We start from the raw sequence: 18,427 nt of genomic DNA, 5'->3' as shown, positions 1-18,427 counted from the left end.
CGCACAAACTTGACAAGCTCCGCCAAGGCGCGTATAGTCCACTTTCCCTGACGCGGGGTGGAGCAGCATGGTAGCTCGTCGGGCTCATAACCCGAAGGTCGTAGGTTCAAATCCTGCCCCCGCAACCAAATTCAAACCTCCCGGCAATTTGCCGGGAGGTTTTTGCATTCCGGCAATTTTATGCCTTCACCTGGCTAGAAAGTAAAACGATGTGGCGAAATTTCGTTGAGCTCTGGCAATCTGTTGGAAATTTACCAATTCTAACATTATAGACCCGTGCTGTTTTGGCCGCTGAGTTTTATTTCTGCACGAAGTTTCGTGTAGAATAGTTATTCAACGTTAATAGCCAAACAGCTTCATTATTATGTATGCGGGGCAGCAAGCCGCAACGGATGCAGATGTTTAGCTGTATGGCGTAACGTTTCAGGTAGCCTCTTTCATCAAGGCTACCTGAAAACTTGCCTGTTAATCGACAAACACTTATTTCTTTAACCGAATACATCATGATAACCCGCCATTTCTCCCGCTTAGCCTTGTTGCTGGCCGCCGCCTTCTCCACCCAAGCCTGGGCTTCCGGCTACCATTTCGGTACCCAGTCCGTGAGCAGCCAATCCACGGCCAATTCCTCCTCCGCCGAAGCCGCCGATCCTTCTACTTTATTCCACAACCCGGCCGGCCTCACCAAACTCGAAGGTACGCAGGTCAGTATCAACGTAAACCTTGTTGCCCCCAGCGTGAAATACAGCGATGCCGAAGCCTACTACCCCGGCACCAACCAACCCGTGCAAGGTGCCACTTCCGGCAACATCCGCCCGAAGAGCATAGTGGTTGCGCCACATTTTTATTTGTCGCACCGCCTAAACGACAACCTTGCCCTCGGCTTGGGCATGTACGTTCCCTTCGGCTCCGGCACCGAGTACCAACATGATGCCGTTTTGCGCTACAACCTGAATGAGTTGAGCGTGAAAACCATCGCCATCCAGCCCACCGTTGCCTATAAAATCAACGACCAGCACTCCATCGCCCTCGGCCTCGTCGCACAACACACCACCGCCAAGCTGCGCCAATATGCCAACTTCGGCGCTTTCCCTCCGCTGCGCCGTAACGGCTTTGCCGACGGCTACGCCAGCGTGGAAGGCAGCGATTGGGGCTTCGGCTACAACCTCGCCTGGCTGTGGGACGTGAACGATTCCCTGCGCTTGGGCGCAAACTACCGCTCCAAAGTCAGCCACAACCTGCGCGGTGATGCCGAATGGAAACTGGTGGGCGCAGCCTTCCAAACCCCGATGGGCGGCGCACTTTCCAACGCCCTCCGCGCCAATGGTTACGCCGAATCCGAAGCAGCCAACGTACGCATCGTTACCCCCGAATCCTTCTCCCTGCACGGCATGTACAAACTCACACCGCGCTGGTCGCTCTATAGCGACGCCACTTGGACGCGCCACTCCCGCTTCAACCGTGCCGAGCTGAATTTCGGCAACACCAAAACCGTGGCCAACCCCCAAACCGGCGGCCTTGCCCGCAGCAACCAAACTATCCTCACCCCCCAATGGCGCAACACCTATAAGCTCTCCCTCGGCGCGTCTTACCAAATCACCGACCCCCTGCAACTGCGCTTCGGTATCGCCTACGACCAATCCCCCGTACGCGGCGCCAACACCCGTATGAGCACCCTGCCCGATGCCGACCGCCTCTGGCTCTCTCTGGGCGGCAAATACGACATCAATCAGCAACACAGTGTAAATCTTGCCTACAGCTATGTGCACGTGAAAAACACCTCCGCCAACGTAAACGGCTGGTGCGGCGGCACAGCCTCCGGTCCCGGCTCGCAAGCCTGTGTGTCCAGCCGCACCCACGGCTCCGCCAAATTTAGAAGCCACTCCCATATCTTAGGCTTGCAGTACACCTATAAATTCTGATTAGATTAGTGGCAACGGAAAAGGCTACCTGAAAATACCAAAAAGCAGCCTGCACTTTGCTGGGTAGCAAGTGCAGGCTGCTTTTGTGTTTTAGTTTGTGCTGAAGCCAATGCTTTCAGGTAGCCTCAAATGATGCTTGCCAATGATGCCGAGGCAGGCAAGAGGCTACCTGAAAAATGAGCTGGAACCTAAAACGGCGGTATGGTGATACCGCCTAAGTTTTGTCGAGCATAAATACCAGTTTGCGGACTTTCAGGTAGCCTTTCAATCGGTTTTGGAGGCTACCTGAAAGCTCACCCGCTTATCCGCACTGCTGCACGCCCACGGTTGCGGCCAGGGCTTGGAGGCAGCGTTCAGATTTTCCCACGTAGGGGTTGCTGCCATCCCAGGCGTAACCGGCGAGGATGGAGCTGATCATGCGGCTGATTTCGGGGTTGCGGTTGGGGGCGTAGATGGCGTCTTGGAAGCTGCCGTCATACCAGCCGTTCACATAGGTGCGGAAGGCGTTGACGCCCGTCATCAGCGGTTCGGCGAATTCGCACTGCCAGTCTGCTTCTTGGCCTTTGAGCTGGCGGGCGAGCAGGTCGGCGGCGAGTTTGGCCGAGTGCATGGCGATGGTGACGCCGGAGGAGAAGACGGGGTCGAGGAATTCGGCGGCGTTGCCCAAGAGGGCGAAGTGGCGGCCGTGCAGGGTTTTGACGTTGGCGGAATAGCCTTTGATGTGGCGGAAGGGGAAGTCGTTTTCCCATTGGGCGTTGCCCAAAATGCGCGCGAGCATGGGGATTTCGGCGGCGTAGCGGCGCAGGATGGCTTCGGAATCGCCCAGGCCGGCGAAGCGTTCGGGCAGGCCGACCACGCCGATGGAGCAGCGGTTGTCGCCGAAGGGGATGAGCCAGAGCCATACGTCGCGGTGCACCGGGTGGGTGGAGATGAGGATTTTGCTGCGGTCGAAATCGGGGTCGGCGATGTTGTCGTCGATGTGGGTGAAGTGGGCTTCGCGCATGGGCAGGTCGGACGGGGTGTCGAGGCTGAGCAGGCGGGGGAGGACGCGTCCGTAGCCGCTGGCGTCGAGCACGAAGCGGGCGGTGAGTTCGTAGGCTTCGCCGTTGTCGGTTTCCACGCTGAGGCGGGCGGTGTCGCCGCTGTTGTCGAAGGCGGTAACGGCGTGGCCGAAGCGCACATCCGCGCCTTGTTTGGCGGCTTCGTCGATTAGGATTTTATCGAAGATTCCGCGGCGCACTTGGTAGGTGGTGCCGGGGCCGGGGGTGAATTTGTCGGTGAAGTCGAAATAGGTGTAGCGGCTGCCCCAGGTGAAGGCGGCGCCGTTTTTAAACTGGAAGCTGGGCTCGGCTTCTACGGCGGGCAGGAAGCCGGCTTCTTCGATGAATTCCATGCAGTGCGGCAACAGGCTTTCGCCGATCACGAAGCGGGGGAAATGCTGCTTTTCGAGCACACACACGGAAAAGCCGTGTTTGAGCAGCAGGGCGGCGGCGACTGCGCCAGAGGGGCCGGCACCGATGATGGCGATATCGCAGGATTGGGGGCATGTTTGGTCTCCTTAAGGATGGGGGTGTGGGTTTCAGGTAGCCTTTCAGACGGCCTGGAAGGCTACCTGAAAATCGTGGGATAAGGTTTGCGCGGCATCAATATATAAAACCGTATGGGTTTAAGTTTCAGGTAGCCTTTTTCAGACGGCCTCCCGCCCCGCTCCTTCCTTCTTCAGCAGCCAGGCCGAGAGCAATACGTTCAGCCCCACGCCGAGCGATACGGTGATGCCGAAGGCGGCGACGGCGGGGGTGGTGCTGATGGCGAGCAGCAGGAAGGAGATGGCAGTGGTGAGGGCGGCGAGGAGGATGCCGCCGAGTTTGGCGGCGGGGGTTTCGCGGGCGGTGAGGGCGTAGACGGCGTAGTCCGCGCCCACGGCGGCTACCAAGAGCAGGCCGAACATGGCGAACAGGCTGATGGGCAGGCCGAGCCAGCCGAGCAGGCCGATGGTGGCGGTGGCGGAAATCAGCGGCACGGCGAGGATGAGGCTGCCGCGCCGTGCGCCGAAGATGCGCCACAGCACGAGCCAGGCTAGGGCGAAGGAGGCGAGTTTGAGCCAGGCGGCGTGGTTGCGGGTGTGGCGGAAGAGTTCGTTCAGCCGGGCGCGTTTGTCCACCAGCCGGGCGCAGGTGCCGCCTTGGTTGCAGGGCAGCGCGGAGAGCGCAGTTTGCACGGCGGCGGCATCGTTCAGGCCTTGCACGCGCACGAGGGCTGCTTCTTGGCCTTGGATGTTGCCCAGATAGAGGGTGCGCCAGGCTTCGGCGGTTTGCCCGCTTAAGGCTTGATCAAGCGGGACGACGGGCTGGGTGGCGGCTTGCTGCAGGGCGGTTTGGATGGTGTCGAGCTTCAGGCCGAGCTGGAGCATGGGATCGGCCGACGGGGCGGATTGTTCGGCCAGGCGGCGCAGTTGGGCGAGCAGGGCTTGCTGCTCTTCGGCAGGCAGCAGCCACTGGTTGAGCGACTGCACGCCGCCGAGACCGCCTTTGCCGACCAAGGGTTGCAGGGCGGCTTCCACTTGCGCGCTGCGGCGCAGCAGTTCGTCTGCGTTGTCGGCCTGCACGAGAATGCTGCGGCCGCCAGTGTCGTTGCCGCTGATGTCGGCCACTTGGCGCATTTCGGCGATGAGTTGGGGCGACAGGGCCGCCCAGTCGCGGATGTCGTCGCGCCAGTCGGTTTTCAGGTAGCCTGCGGCGGCCAGCGGCAGGATGGGCAGGAGCAGCCAGTGCAGGCGGGCGGCGGCGAGCTTGTGCATGGCGGCGGCAAACCAGGCGGCGCGGGGGTGGTAGCCGTGAAACAGCGGCGGCAGCAGGAGCACGGTGGCGGCAAACGCGCCGCCGAGCGCGGCCACGGAAAACACGGCAGTTTGGCGCAGCACGGGCAGCGGGGTGAAGGCGAGCAGCAGGTAGCCGGTGGCGGTGATGCCCAGTCCGGCGAGGAAGGCGGGCAGGACGCGGCGCATGGCTTCTTTGGCCGCCCAGTCGGGCGAAAACACCGAGGGCGTGAGCCAGTGCAGTGGAAAGTCCACCAGCATTCCCACCAGGCTGGTGCCGATCACGACGGTGAGGATGTGAATCTGCCCGAACGCGCCCACCACGGCCGCCGCGCCGAGCAGCATGCCCGCGCCCAGCGGCAACACCAGTGCAAACACGCGCGGGCTACGGAACACGGCCAACAGCAGGGCGAAGGTGAGCGTGAGGCCGATGGCGGACATCAGGCCGCTTTCGCGTTCGGATTGGGTTTTGGCTTCGGCGGCAAACAATGCGCCGCCGGCGGCCAGCAGGCGGTAGCCGCCGCGCTCGGCTTGGGCGCGGGAATCGGCCAGAAGCGGCAGCAGGCGTTCGGCCTGATTGGAGGCGGCTTTTTCAGGTAGCCTGGCGCGCAGCCACACCCAAGTGATGCCGTCTTGTTCGCTATACATCATGCCGTTGCCGCTGTGCCATTGCAGGCGGCTGGAAGGCTGTTTTTGCTGCACGAAGCGGGCGAAGCCGAGCCAGTCGTCTTCCAGCGGCACGATTTGCGCAGCAAACGGGTTGGCCGCGTCTTCGGCGCGTTGTTGGAAATAGGCGGCGGGGTCGTGCAAGAGCAGCTGTTGCTGTTCGCGCGGCAGGGCGTTCACGCCGAGGCGGCGGATTTCCTGCCGCAGTTGCGCCAAATCGGGGTTCAGCCGGCTGTCCACCGCGGCGAACAGGCCGCTTTGCTGCCAGCGGTCGGCCACTTGTTCGGCGGCGGCGAAGGCGCGGTCGGCATCTTCGCTGCCCACCAAGAGCAGGATTTGGCCGTTGAGCTGTTTTTCGCCCGCTTCGTCTGCCGCGCGCCACACCGCGTCTACCTGCGCGTCGGCGGGCAACAGCGCGGTGAGGTCGGTTTGCAGACGGCCGCCTTGCGCTATCCCCCAGCCCAGCCACGCGGCGGCGAAGGCCAGCAGCAGGGCATACAGCCACGCGAGCCTAGTCATGCAGCGCCACCCTGCCCGAAGCGCAAGGCGTGTCGCCCTGCCTGATGGCGAAATGGATTTTGTTTTTCGCCGCGTCGTGCCGCAGCGTGAGCTGCACGGTGTCGTGCGGGCGCACAAAGTGTTGGTATTTCAGGTTTTCGATGTGTTGCACCGGTTTTCTGCCCCAATCGAAGCGTGCCGCCAAATCCATCGCCCACTGCACTTCGATCACGCCGGGCACCAGCGGGAAATCGGCGAAATGGCCGCCGAAATACGTCAAATCCAGCGGTACAACGCCTTCAAACGCATATTCGCGCGTTTCTTCGTTTGCGTGCAGCAAAGCCCATTGCGGCGCGGTTTGCGGCTGGGTAAAGGCTACCTGAAAATCCTGCGTGCGGATTTTCGCCTGCGAATTGCGCGGCAGGGCGGCGGCAAAACGCCAATAGCGCGGCAGCGCGGCGGTGTCTTGCGTTTTGGCCAGATGCTGTTTCAGGGTTTGCACCACGGCGGCGCGCCCCTGCTCGCGCAGCGCGGCAATGCCCGCTTCGCCCAATGCCGCCCAGGCGGCAATCCGGCCGTGTTGCGGATGGCGGGCGCAATGCGCGTCGGCCACCCAGCCGTGCGCCAGCAAATCGTGCTCCAGCTGCGCCAGCGACACGCGCTTGTCTTCCAGCTTGATGATGCGGTCTTGGCGGCCGAGCAGCTCCAGCCGGCGCCCGTCCAGCCGCACCGCATCTGCGGTTTGCCGCACCCCGCCGCTCCACGGCGAGGCTACCTGAAAAATGTTTTCTTCGTTCACCGAAGCCTCCACTTCGGGCAGCAGTTCCCAAGCGCCGCCCTGCCGCAGCGCGATGACGCCGGTTTCCGTGCTGCCGTACACATCGTGCGGCGCGAAGCCCAGCTTCTCTTGCAGCAGCGCGGTGGTGGCCTCCGGCAGCATCCCGCCCGCGCTGATGATGCCGCGCACATTCTGCCGCAGCCGCGCCCAATCGCGCCCCTCGCCCAAGCGGTTCAACAGCGCGGGGCTGGCAATCCACACGCACTCGCGGCGCGAATCGGCCAGCAGCAATTCGGGATACACGCACTGCCGCCGCCCGATTGCCCAGCCCGCCGCCAGCGACACGAACACGCGGAAAGTCAGCCCGTATAAATGCTGCGGGCTCACGCTGCCCACGGCGGCCAAGCTGTGCCAGCTTTCAGGTAGCCTGTCGGCCACCGCCGCCGCTTCGGCCTGCATCTGCGCGCGGGTTTTGGTTTCCACCTTCGCTTCGCCCGAAGAGCCGGAAGTTTTCAGATACAGCACGTTTTCACGCGGCCATTCCAACGCTTCCGCCGGCGCAGCTGCCTGCTCCGCCTCCCCGTCGTACAGCCAAAGGCCGTTTGCAACGTCGGGCACGTCGCTCAACCACACCGCCCCGCCCGCTTCCGCCCAACGGCGGTTTTCCTCTGCCAGATTCGGCGGCAGATACACCTCCGCGCCCGCCAGCCACGCGGCCAGCAGCGCGGAAGCAAGCCGCGCCGCATCGTCAAACCACAACGCGGCGGCCTGCACCTTGTGCGCACGTAAACGCGCAGCCAAAGCCAGCGTGGCGGCGGAAAACTGCGAGGCTGTCCAGCCTTCGGCCAACAGGGAATCGGGGGAACGGTTTAAAAGCGGGAGTATGGGCATGGTTTCGGGTTGGATGTTGGATAAGGGATTGGCGGTGTTTCAGGCAGCTTTAGGGGCTATCTGAAAAGTGTCGTATAGGCAGCCCACTGTTAGGCTTGGAACGGTGGGCCGAAGTCCCTGCGAGCCGAAAAATAAAACGAAGTGGCACATGGGCGGCGGAAGCTGCAAGTCACTTGTGCAGGTTACGCTTGGCAAAAGGCTACCTGAAACTTTCAGGTAGCCTTTTTGGCTGTAACCGACTTAACGATGGCCGTAGATACTGTAATCGTAGCCCGTGCAGAAAGCCATGCCGTTTTTAGTACGCGGGTTCAAATAGCTGCATTGCCCTTGCCCATGTCGGGCTTCGCAGGCTTGTATGGATTTGGCCGCGGCTCTTGAGTCATCGGTATCAATGCCGACAAACAAATCTTCTGTTGAGCGCGCGCCCCTATCCGGGCGCGTAACCACAGCGCAAGCGTTTGAGAAGGTTGCAAATACCCGGCAATTGGATGTTTTGCATTGTTTCAAGCTTCTCTCAACTGCCCGGCGTTCAGAATAATAGCCACCGGCCCACATGATTTCAAACGTACCGAAATCATAGGCAATCGCCATGTAAAACGGCGTGCGGCGCAGTTCCGCGATTTCTGCTTGCACCTCCGCCTCGCGCTGCTCCCAGGCGCGTATTTCGGCGGTGGTGGGGCCGTGGTAGGTTGGCTGTTGTTGTGCTTCGCGGTTCTGCTGGATTTGCTTGTTCAGCCCGTCTGCCAGCCACGGGTCGAAACCATCCGCCCAAGCCAAGCCCGCACTGCCCAATAGCAGCGCCGCCAATACGCCCGCTGCCGTGTTCATCATGGTTTGCTTCATCTTGCCGCTCCTGTCTGTTTTGAAAGGGGAATAAGGGTATTGCCGATGATCGGATTGTAACAAAATACAAGATATTGTAAACATCTATCCCGCTGCTTGAAGGCTACCTGAAAACGCAGCTCCCGCGTAGTTAAAAGTGATTTCTGGCTTGGCTTATTCGCCCAAGGCTTGTTGGGCGGCGGGGTTGAGGGGCCGGTTGGTTTGCAGCTGGTTAAACTGCATCACGATGCGGTCGCCCTGTTTTTCATCCAGCTCCACTTTCTGCACCAGCTGGCCGCCGTTGATAACGATTTTGTTGAACACCTGGCGCATCACGGCGGTTTTCGGGGTGAGGGTGAGCTGCCATTGCCGGGCGTTGCCGGAAAGGGCGAGGTTGAAATGGCGTTGCAGCTCGGCCGTGTCGCCGCCGAGCACGGCCATGAAGAGTTTCACTTGTGCGGCCTGCGCGGTTTGGCTACCGTTTGCACGCCACTGGCCTTGCGCGTCTTGGCGGCTGATGCCGTCGCGGTGCACGCGCAGTTTCATTTCAAACGGTTTTTGCAGATGCCAAAACAGGCCGCGGCCGGGGCGCAGGGCGAAACGGCCGCCGGTTTGCACGGGTTTGTCCATCGAGCGCAAAAAACGCTGCTGGATAAACCCGCCCTGCACGCTCTGCGGGGCTTGCAGCTGCGTGGTGAGCTCGGCGGTGCTGAAGGCAAGCGCAGGGAGGACGGCAAGGGAAAGGAAGAGGCTGAGGAGGAGTTTTTTCATGGTGCCGGAGTTATGTGGGGAGGATGAAGAGAAGCGTAGTATAGTGGATTTGCGGGGCGTGCGGCGCGAAGAGGTTACAGGGTTTCAGGTGGCCTCAATCCTTGGCCAAGGGCACGAATCCTGCAAACTGCCGCACGGCCTGTTGCCAGCTTGCGGGGGTTTGGAACTGCATTTCGCTGTTGTCGATGCGCTGGGCAACTTGGGTGGTGTGGGCTTGGGTGAGTTTGATGCCGCTTTCTGCGTCGCGCAGGATGTAGTCGATGCGCAGGCAGCTTTCGTATTCGGTTACGGCCATTTCCACGCGGATTTTTTGGCCGAAGCGGGCGGGGTGGATGTATTTGAGGTCGAGCTTTACCACGGGCCAGGCGTGGCCGTGCTTGAGCATAACGGTGTAGTTGTAGCCGATGGCGTCGAGGAAGGCGCAGCGGGCGATTTCGAGGTATTTTACATAGTGGCCGTGCCAGACGATCTGCATCACGTCTACGTCGAAAAAGGGGACTTCGATCTCGGTGTGGTGGCGGCAGTAGATGTGTTTAGCCATGTGGGGTGTTGCTCCAGAAGTCGTAGAAGTTGAACCATTGCAGCGGCGCGCGGGCGGCGTGGGCGGCTAAAACGTCGGCATACTGTTGCGCCATGTTTTCAATCATTTGTTTGCGCGTGGCGGCGGTCCAGCTTGGGGCTACCTGAAAACGTTTCAGGCAGAGGTGATAGCGGCCGTGTTCTTTTAACACGAAGACGGTGTTGGTGGGTGCGCGCAAGAGGCCGGCCAAGAGCCAAGGGCCTTGCGGCAGATGGGCGGTGTGGCCGAGGAATTGCACGGGCACGGTTTTGTTGCCGCGCACGGGGGTGCGGTCGGCGGCGATGGCGAGCCATTCGCCGGCATCGAGTTTTTGCGAGAGCTGGAGCATTTTGGCCGCGTCGAGGTCGGCTACCTGAATCAGCTGCAAATCGCTGGAACCGGCGGCTTTGAGGGCGCGGTTGAAATCTTCGGCGTGGGCGTTGTGCACCAGCACGTTGAGTTTGAAGCCTTGGTGGTGGGAGACGAGGGCGCGGCACACTTCAATATTGCCCAGATGCGAGCAGATGATGATTTGGCCGCGTACGTTGTGGTTGTCTATATCGGCATACAGGTTGTCGGGGTCTTCCACCACGAGGTCGGGCACGGTAATTTTATGCTGCCACACGGCAAAGCGGTCGGCCACGGCTTGGCCGAAGGCGGCGAATTGGCGGTATACGGGGAAACACGCGGGCAGCGGTGCGGTGGGGAAACTGGTTTTCAGGTAGCCTTGATATTGGCGCACGCTGCGGCGTTGGGCGGCGGAAGTGAGGTAGAAATAGGCGGCAACGAGTGCGGCAATGCCGTGTACCGGCCACAGGGGCAGGTAGCGCACCAGCCATTCGGTAATCTTGAGGAAGAGGCGGTGGCCGCGTTCGCGCTGTGCCGACCAATGCGCCTGAGCGGTTTGTGCGGCTTGAGGCCGTCTGAAAAAGCGGCCGAGGCGGCGGGCGACCATGCCGCAAAACAGGCGGGCATGCATTTTGCTGATGAGCAGGTTGTCGCGGCGCACGTTGAAGTGCGATACGCCACCCGCTTCGTAGCGCACGGGCGTGTCCAGCCACACGAAGGGCGCGCCCGCCCAATGCAGGCGAATGAGGATTTCGTTGTCGAAATCCATGCGCTCGCCGATGATGCCGCCGCCGTATTGGATGGGCAAAACGGCATCCAGCGGATAAACGCGGAAGCCGCACATGCCGTCTTTGATGTCGAACGACCAAGTGTGCAGCACGTTCCAAAAATCGGTGATTTTGCGGCCGTAGAGGCGCGATTTGGGCACGTCGCCGCCGTATACCGGCCGCCCGCACACCACGGCCTGCGGCTGCGACTGCGCGGTTTCGATAAAGCGCGGGATGTCGGCAAAGCTGTGCTGCGCGTCGGCATCAATCTGTAAAACGTGGCTGAAACCCTGCTCCGCTGCCAATTTGAACCCCCATTTCATCGCGCTGCCTTTACCGCCGTTCACCGGGCGGAAGGCTACCTGAACGCCTTCTTCGCGCAAGGCCTCCAAACCGGCGCGGCAGTCTTCGCCTGAGCCATCGTCCACCACCAAAACGGGCAGGCCGCAATCTCGCAGGGCGAAAACCACCTGCGGCAGCGTGCCGAGATGTCGGTAGTGGGGGATGACGGCGAGGAGCTTCATGATTGGGCGGCGGTGGGAAAGGCTGGATTGTAGCAAAAGGGCGGAAGGGCTACCTGAAAGCGCAGCTTCAACGAAGCCAAACTTAACTCTCCCCGTTCTGCTTCGCTTCCAGCATCTCCCACCGCTCCAATTTCTCCAGCAGCAGCATTTCGATTTCTTCTGCGCGCGTTTGCAGGCTGCCGGCTTTTTCGTAGTCTTTGAAGATTTCGGGGTTGGAAAGTTGGGCGTTCAAATCGGCCTGTTCGGCTTCCAGCGCGGCGATTTCGTCAGGCAGGGCGTCGAGTTCGCGCTGTTCTTTGTACGACAGTTTCACGCTGCGGTTGGGCTTGGGTTTGTCTTTTTCTGGCTGTTTTTCGGGCTTGGCGGCGGGGGCGGCAGCAGCCTGCACTTTGTCTTCGCGCGCTTTTGCGTCGGCATAGTCCTGATAGCCGCCGATGTATTCTTTCAGACGGCCTTCCCCTTCAAATACAATGCTCTGCGTAATCACGTTGTCCAAAAACATACGATCGTGGCTGACGAGGAACACGGTGCCGGCGTAGTCGCGCAGCAGTTCTTCCAGCAATTCCTGCGTGTCGATGTCCAAATCGTTGGTCGGCTCGTCCAGCACCAGAATGTTGGCGGGGCGGGTGAACAGTTTGGCCAGCAGCAGGCGGTTGCGCTCGCCGCCGGAAAGCGACGACACGGGCGACTGGGCGCGGGCGGGGTGGAACAGGAAGTCTTCCAGATAGCCCATCACGTGCCGCTTTTTGCCGCCGATTTCCACATAATCGTTGCCCTGGCCGAGCGTGTAGAACACGGTGTCGTTTTCGTTCAGCGCGCTGCGGAATTGGTCGAAATACGCCACTTCCTGCTTGCTGCCGAGGCGGATTTTGCCGCCGGTGGGCGCGAGTTCGCCCAAAATCAGCTTCAAAAACGTGGTTTTGCCGATGCCGTTCGCGCCAATCAGGCCGATTTTGTCGCCGCGCTGAATCACGGCGGAAAAATCGTTCATAATCAGTTTATTGCCGTACGCAAACGAGGCGTGTTCCAGCTCGGCGACGATTTTGCCGCTTTTCTCGCCCGAATCAAGCTTGAACGACACCTGCCCCTGCCGATCGCGCCGCGCCGCGCGCTGTTTCCGCAATTCTTCCAAACGCTTAACGCGCCCTTCGTTGCGCGTGCGCCGCGCTTCGATGCCTTTGCGAATCCACGCCTCTTCCTGCGCGTGGAATTTGTCGAACAGGCGGTTGTGTTCGGCTTCTACCGCCAGTTCTTCCGCCTTTTTCTCGCTGTATTTGGCGAACGAGCCGGGATAGGAGCGCAGGCTGCCTCGGTCGAGTTCGACGATGCGGTTGGCCACATTGTCCAAAAAACGGCGGTCGTGGGTAATCACAATCAGGCTGCCTGAAAAGTTTTTCAGCAGATTTTCCAGCCACAAAATCGCGTCAATGTCCAAATGGTTGGTCGGCTCGTCCAGCAGCAGGATGTCGGGCTTCTGCACCCACGCCTGCGCCAGCGCGACGCGCTTTTTCTGCCCGCCGGACAGATTGGCGATTTTTTCGTTTTCAGGCAGCCCCAGCTCGCCGATGGTCTGGCTGACCAGCGCGTCGAACTGCCAGCCGTTTTGCGCTTCGATTTGGTTTTGCAGTTCGTTCAATTCTTTGATGAGGCTGTCGTTTTGTCCGTTCGCCAGCTCGCGGCCGATTTCGTGGTAACGCCGCAGCACGCCGCGTAGGCTGCCCAGCCCTTCGGACACCATGTCGAACACGGTGGCCGCGCCGTCGAAAAAGCTCTCCTGCGGCACATACACGGTTTTCAGCCCGTTTTGCAGGATGAGCTGGCCGTCGTCGGGCTTCTGCACGCCGGCGAGGATTTTCAGCAGGCTGGATTTGCCCGCGCCGTTGCGCCCGATAAGCCCGACTTTGTCGCCCGCGGCCAGTTGGAAAAACGCTTTGTCGAGCAGGGCGACATGCCCGAAGGCGAAGGAAAGGTTTTCGGCTTGGAGGATGGTCATGGGTGTCCTTGGGGTGAATGTTTCAGGGTTGCAGCCTGCATTTGGTTTCCAGATGGGGTTTCAGGCAGCCTGCAGGCGGTAGGTCGGATACAAGTATCTGACCTACAGCTGCTACATCCGCTCAAATACCAAATCCACAAATTCACGCCGTACCAGTTTGCCGCTTTTGCTGACTGCCCAATCGCGGCTGCGCTGTTCAAGTACGCAACGCAACGGCAGGTTATCAGTTAGGGCATGGATGTCGGTGGCGTTGTAGAACGTGAAGCCGTGAGCTGCAAACGGCAATTTGGACATGAATTCTTTTTCACAGAAATTCAGGCACAGTCGGCCGGCGGGTTTCAGTACGCGACAGAATTCGGACAACATGAGCGGCGCATCGTCCCAAAAATAGACGGTGTTGACTGACACGGTTTTATCGAACGAGGCATCGGTAAAGGGCAGCGCGCCGCCGTCATACAGCAAATAATCTGCCTGCCCTGCGGCAATAAACGGCGCGTTGAATGCCTGCGCCTGTTCACACATCAATGGCGAAATTTCCAAGCCGGTGTAGTGCAGGTCGTTTGCCTGCGACAGGATGTAGCCCAGCAGACCGCCGTTGCCGCAGCCGGTTTCTAAGATCTTGTCGCCGTTTCGCAGGTGGGCGGCGGCGAACGCGCTGATGATTTGGGCCAGGTTGCGCAGGTTCATCACCTGCCCGAACAGCACTCCCGCTTCATCGTGCGGACAGCGCAGTTGGGCGGCAGTTTGTTCAGCGGATAATTCCATTATGGCTCCTTAATGTCTGTAGTTTAAGTAGGTGTAGTGTAGGCAGATGATACAAATTGCCGATTGTTGTAGGGTGGGCATTTATGCTTATGCGGTTTCAAGTAGCCCCAAATACAAAACGTTCAGGTAGCAAGTGTCCACCTTGCTCATAGCTTATGGCTTGCCGCGACAGATAATATACCTACAGCCCCTGCGGATGAGCCCATGAAAGATACATATATGGGGTGTCGGCAGTTTGGTAAAACGCCAATGTGGGAAAGTTGGCAATATTGTTTGCCGTAATTTGGTGTACGGTAATACTTTCCAAATCCAAAATCCATTTTGTAGGCGGATGTTTTCAAACTAAAAATAAGCAACGTTTTGGAATAACAGTGTTTCTCCGTTGTTTAAAAACAGTTGCAGCGCTTGTGCGGCAGGGTTGTGGTGGTGACTGTGGCTTTCTTTGTCGTGGTGCATTTTTGCGGCGGGTGGTGTTGGGCAGGCAAAAGCTGTCTAAAAATCAAGCTTTCCGGCAGCCTGATAGGGGTTCCAGACTCGAAATTCGGTCTATGTGTTGTACGGTTTATGAAATTCCCAAGCATCATCATGCCCTTTGAATGCGTGAGCTTTGCTTGACTGATGAGCCTTATTGAGCATTTCGAACGTCTGCTCTGGCTCGTTTAAATGCGGACGGGCCTCGCCGATAGCGATTATAGTCATCATCATGGGATCTATTCAGGAATTTGATTAGGCTGACAGCCAATTCCAAGGCTTCTTTAATAGCGTTTCTGTTTTGTCCAAGCAAGCGTAATTAAAGTCTGCATTATTTAGTTTTTCAGTCAAGGTCGCTTATCCTGTGGTTGCGTAGGGCGATTTTGTGGTTCAGGCTACCTGAAAACCATACAAATCGTTGTTCGTACGAAATTTTGTGATAATATTGAAATGTTAATTTTAACACTTAGGAGAGCCTCATGTTGTGGATTGTCCTTCTTTTATCGGCTGCGTTGAGTGTGGTGGGCGTGATGGTGTATAACCGTTTAGTGATTTCGCAAAACCAATACCGCAACGCCTTCTCCCAAATCGGCGTTCAGCTGCAACGTCGGCATGACCTGATTCCCAATTTGGTGGCTGCCGCCAAAGGCTACCTGAAACACGAAAATGACACCTTTACACAGGTTACGCAGGCGCGCAATCAGGCCGCTGGCGTGCTGAGTGTTGCGCGGCCGGAAAATGCGGAAGCGGTGGCGCAGCTTTCTGCTGCTGAAACCCTGCTCACCCAAGCTGTGCGCAGCTTGATGGTGCAGCTTGAGGCCTATCCAGATTTGCAGGCTGCTGCTAATATGCGCCAGCTGGCCGAGGAAATTACCAGCACGGAAAACCGTATCGCCTTCGCCCGCCAGGCCTACAACGACGCGGCCATGGGCTACAACATGCTGCGCCAGCTGTTTCCGCACAGCATTATCGCCGCCTATTTCGGGCACCGGCAGCCGGCACAGCTTTTGGAGTTTCCCGACCGCGCCAAACACCAAGTGCCGCCTGAGGTGCGGTTTTAAGGGTAGATAATGAGGTTTTCAGGTAGCCTTTTTGAATCCATTCGGTATGCCCAAGGCTGATGTGGTTTTTGCATGGGTGACAAGTTGCTTCAGCTATATGTGCTCTGCAGGCTAGGACAATAGTAAGGCAAAAAGTGTTTTCAGGCAGCCCTTTCAAAATGCGAAGAGGCTTGAAAATATTTTGAACAATAATAACAACACATTACCATAACCCGTAGAACGCCAATCGCAGCATGCAGAAAAACCGCTTGAAAGGACATGCCCTTTCAAGCGGTTTGGTTTCGCTAAAGCTAGAGTCAGCAGCAGCGACCGCCGTTGGCGCCACAGCGGCGTTTGCGGCAGTAATCTGCAAACTGCTGTTCGGTCATCACCGGTGCGTTGGGGTTATAGCGCCTTTGGCGTACCACATAGTTGGCGTAATCCGGTACGCCCACCATCAGGTTGGCGGTCAACTTGGCTGTTTCCCAAGCCTGATGTAGGTGCTGTTTCAGTTTATGCTTCATTCACGGACTCGGTGTTTGCGCCGGCGGTTTCGTTACGGAATACCGGCGGGATTTCGTGGGCGGTGGCCCAGCCGACTTTGCGAGCTTTCATGGCTACCTGGAAGCCGTAAACAGCCACAAATACCACCACAGCCAAGAACAGCACGGTTAGGCCGGAGTTCACATAGTCGTTGAACGCGATGCGGCTCATTTCTTCGGCGGTTTTGGCCGGAGCCAGGATTTCGCCGTTGGCCAAGGCTGCTTTATATTTGGCAGCGTGAGCCATAAAGCTGATACGCGGGCTGGAATCGAACACTTTCTGCCAACCGGCATAGCAAGTTACCACTAATACGCCGATAGACGGTACCAAAGTAACCCAAATGTAGCGGTCGCGTTTCATCTTAATTAGAACCACAGTACACAGGATCAAGGCCACGCCTGCTAGCATCTGGTTGGCGATACCGAACAGTGGCCATAGGGAGTTAATACCCCCCAGCGGGTCGGTTACCCCGGTGTAGAGGAAGTAGCCCCACAGAGCCACGGCTATGAAGGTAGCAATCAGGTTGGCAGGCAGGCTGTCGGTGTTGCCGAACGGTTTGTAGAAGATACTGCCCAAGTCTTGAATCATGAAGCGGGCCACACGGGTACCGGCGTCCACTGCAGTTAGAATGAACAGAGCTTCAAACAGCAGCGCGAAGTGATACCAGAACGCCATCATGCCTTCGCCGGGAATCAACTGGCTCATGATGTGCGCCATGCCCACAGCCAGAGTCGGCGCACCGCCTGCACGGGACAGGATGGTGAGCTCGCCCACTTCTTTGGCAGTATGCAGCAGAGTGGCCTCAGTTACCGGGAAGCCCAGCTGGGTGGTGATCACGTGTGCGGCATTGGCAGCATCGGTGCCGATGAGGGCAGCCGGGCTGTTCATGGCGAAATACACACCAGGATCAAGCGAAGCAGCAGCAGCCAGCGCCATAATAGCCACAAAGCTTTCCATAATCATGCCGCCGTAGCCGATCATACGCACGTGTTCTTCGTTTTCCACCATTTTCGGGGTGGTGCCGGAAGAAATCAGGGCGTGGAAACCAGATACCGCACCGCAGGCGATGGTAATGAATAGGAAGGGGAAAAGGCTACCTGAAAACACCGGGCCGGAGCCGTCGATAAAGCGGGTAACGGCATGCATTTGCAGCGGCGGGCTAACAATAATGATGCCTAAGGCCAATGCAATGATGGTACCGATTTTCAGGAAGGTGGAAAGGTAGTCGCGCGGAGTGAGCAGCAACCATACCGGCAGTACGGAAGCGATAAAACCATAGATCATTACCGCCCAGGCGATAGACAAGCCTTCCAAGTCGAAGATATGCCCGAAGGAACTTTCGGCCACGTTTTTGCCATACACAATCGCCAACACCAGCAGGATAAAGCCGACGATGGAAATCTCGCCGATTTTGCCTGGACGGATGTAGCGGGTGTAGATACCCATAAACAGGGCAATCGGGATGGTGGTGGCGATGGTGAAGGTACCCCATGGGCTGTGGATCAAGGCTTTCACCACAATCAACGCCAGCACGGCCATAATGATCACCATGATCATCAGAATACCGATGGAGGCAATCACGCCAGCCACGGTGCCCAGCTCTTGTTTAACTATATCACCCAAGGATTTACCGTCGCGGCGCATGGACACGAACAATACCATCGCGTCCTGAACCGCACCGGCAAACACTACGCCGAAGATAATCCACAGCGTACCAGGCAGATAACCCATCTGCGCGGCTAGTACTGGGCCTACCAAGGGGCCGGCGCCGGCAATGGCGGCAAAATGATGGCCGAACAGCACACCTTTGTGCGTCGGCACATAGTCCAAGCCATCGTTGTGGCGCTCGGCCGGCGTGAGCCGGTTGGGATCGAGCTGCATTACGTTTTTGGCAATATAGAGGCTATAAAAGCGGTAGGCAATAGCATATACGGAGACGGCAGCAATTACCATCCAGACTGCACTTACCTGTTCACCGCGATGGATAGCCAAAGTGGTAAAGGAGGCCAAGCCAGCCAGCACCACAGCACCCCATATCAGGAAGCTTTTGAGTTTGTTCATGATAACAACACTCCGATTCAACAAAAATAAAACGGCTGTCCGGCCAGGCCGTACTGCCCAACTTCGGCAGCCCCCTATCCGGTAATCGGACGTTGTACCATTAATAAGGCACAAACGTCTTAAACTACCAAACAGTATAAGCTTAACATATTTGTGGAAATAATTACGTTAAATTTTCAAGAGCCAGCTGCTATTT

Annotated in this window: 14 protein-coding genes, 1 tRNA gene and 1 pseudogene; 4 read left to right on the top strand and 12 right to left on the bottom strand. The window is 58.4% G+C overall.

What is annotated here, in order from left to right; genetic code table 11:
• Window positions 1-51: 51 nt before the first annotated feature.
• Window positions 52-128, top strand: a tRNA-Met gene (locus EZJ17_RS08860).
• 375 nt (window positions 129-503) lie between these two features.
• A complete protein-coding gene (locus tag EZJ17_RS08855; protein WP_067444414.1) occupies window positions 504-1,919 on the top strand; it encodes an OmpP1/FadL family transporter in 1,416 nt (471 codons plus the stop codon).
• 301 nt (window positions 1,920-2,220) lie between these two features.
• On the opposite strand, the gene EZJ17_RS08850 is transcribed toward EZJ17_RS08855, so the two are convergent.
• The gene (locus tag EZJ17_RS08850; protein ID WP_151086438.1) at window positions 2,221-3,447 is read right to left on the bottom strand and encodes an NAD(P)/FAD-dependent oxidoreductase; all 1,227 of its coding nucleotides are present in this window, start codon (window positions 3,445-3,447) and stop codon (window positions 2,221-2,223) included.
• Here EZJ17_RS08850 and EZJ17_RS10360 point away from each other — a divergent pair.
• On the top strand, window positions 3,388-3,549 hold the full coding sequence (locus EZJ17_RS10360; RefSeq protein ID WP_167508182.1) for a hypothetical protein: 162 nt from the start codon (window positions 3,388-3,390) through the stop codon (window positions 3,547-3,549). The two genes, EZJ17_RS08850 and EZJ17_RS10360, sit on opposite strands and share 60 nt — an antisense overlap.
• 57 nt (window positions 3,550-3,606) lie before the next feature.
• On the opposite strand, the gene EZJ17_RS08845 is transcribed toward EZJ17_RS10360, so the two are convergent.
• From EZJ17_RS08845 to EZJ17_RS08810, 9 genes and pseudogenes are all read right to left on the bottom strand, one after another.
• A complete protein-coding gene (locus EZJ17_RS08845; RefSeq protein ID WP_151086435.1) occupies window positions 3,607-5,919 on the bottom strand; it encodes an MMPL family transporter in 2,313 nt (770 codons plus the stop codon).
• Complete coding sequence (locus EZJ17_RS08840; protein ID WP_151086433.1) at window positions 5,912-7,567, bottom strand: ApeI family dehydratase; 1,656 nt, start codon at window positions 7,565-7,567, stop codon at window positions 5,912-5,914. The genes EZJ17_RS08845 and EZJ17_RS08840 overlap by 8 nt, the downstream gene beginning before the upstream one ends.
• Before the next feature lie 240 nt (window positions 7,568-7,807).
• Window positions 7,808-8,410: a DUF4189 domain-containing protein gene (locus EZJ17_RS08835; RefSeq protein ID WP_167508181.1), complete on the bottom strand. Its 603-nt coding sequence runs from the start codon at window positions 8,408-8,410 to the stop codon at window positions 7,808-7,810.
• A gap of 153 nt (window positions 8,411-8,563) precedes the next feature.
• Complete coding sequence (locus EZJ17_RS08830; protein ID WP_151086428.1) at window positions 8,564-9,160, bottom strand: LolA family protein; 597 nt, start codon at window positions 9,158-9,160, stop codon at window positions 8,564-8,566.
• Window positions 9,161-9,254: 94 nt separating this feature from the next.
• On the bottom strand, window positions 9,255-9,701 hold the full coding sequence (locus tag EZJ17_RS08825) for an acyl-CoA thioesterase (RefSeq protein WP_151086426.1): 447 nt from the start codon (window positions 9,699-9,701) through the stop codon (window positions 9,255-9,257).
• A complete protein-coding gene (locus EZJ17_RS08820; protein ID WP_240746217.1) occupies window positions 9,694-10,836 on the bottom strand; it encodes a lysophospholipid acyltransferase family protein in 1,143 nt (380 codons plus the stop codon). Before EZJ17_RS08820 ends, EZJ17_RS08825 begins: the two co-directional genes overlap by 8 nt.
• 111 nt (window positions 10,837-10,947) lie before the next feature.
• Window positions 10,948-11,358: pseudogene (locus EZJ17_RS10685) on the bottom strand (glycosyltransferase family 2 protein); the annotation flags it as partial.
• Window positions 11,359-11,440: 82 nt separating this feature from the next.
• Window positions 11,441-13,351 (bottom strand): ATP-binding cassette domain-containing protein, encoded by a 1,911-nt coding sequence (locus EZJ17_RS08815; RefSeq protein ID WP_067444438.1) that lies wholly within the window; start codon window positions 13,349-13,351, stop codon window positions 11,441-11,443.
• 111 nt (window positions 13,352-13,462) lie between these two features.
• Complete coding sequence (locus tag EZJ17_RS08810) at window positions 13,463-14,116, bottom strand: class I SAM-dependent methyltransferase (RefSeq protein WP_067444441.1); 654 nt, start codon at window positions 14,114-14,116, stop codon at window positions 13,463-13,465.
• Between the two features lie 950 nt (window positions 14,117-15,066).
• Here EZJ17_RS08810 and EZJ17_RS08805 point away from each other — a divergent pair.
• Complete coding sequence (locus EZJ17_RS08805; RefSeq protein ID WP_067440149.1) at window positions 15,067-15,648, top strand: LemA family protein; 582 nt, start codon at window positions 15,067-15,069, stop codon at window positions 15,646-15,648.
• A gap of 296 nt (window positions 15,649-15,944) precedes the next feature.
• Here the strand turns inward: EZJ17_RS08805 and EZJ17_RS08800 are convergent, their stop codons facing one another.
• Both EZJ17_RS08800 and EZJ17_RS08795 read right to left on the bottom strand, forming a co-directional pair.
• Window positions 15,945-16,151 (bottom strand): YbdD/YjiX family protein, encoded by a 207-nt coding sequence (locus EZJ17_RS08800; RefSeq protein ID WP_067440151.1) that lies wholly within the window; start codon window positions 16,149-16,151, stop codon window positions 15,945-15,947.
• The gene (locus EZJ17_RS08795) at window positions 16,141-18,231 is read right to left on the bottom strand and encodes a carbon starvation CstA family protein (RefSeq protein WP_067440154.1); all 2,091 of its coding nucleotides are present in this window, start codon (window positions 18,229-18,231) and stop codon (window positions 16,141-16,143) included. Before EZJ17_RS08795 ends, EZJ17_RS08800 begins: the two co-directional genes overlap by 11 nt.
• Between the last annotated feature and the right edge of the window lie 196 nt (window positions 18,232-18,427).

This window comes from Eikenella exigua (genome assembly GCF_008805035.1).
Classification (GTDB): domain Bacteria; phylum Pseudomonadota; class Gammaproteobacteria; order Burkholderiales; family Neisseriaceae; genus Eikenella; species Eikenella exigua.
The sequence above is the reverse complement of the archived record's forward strand: the minus strand, read 5'-3'. Positions and strand labels throughout refer to the sequence as shown.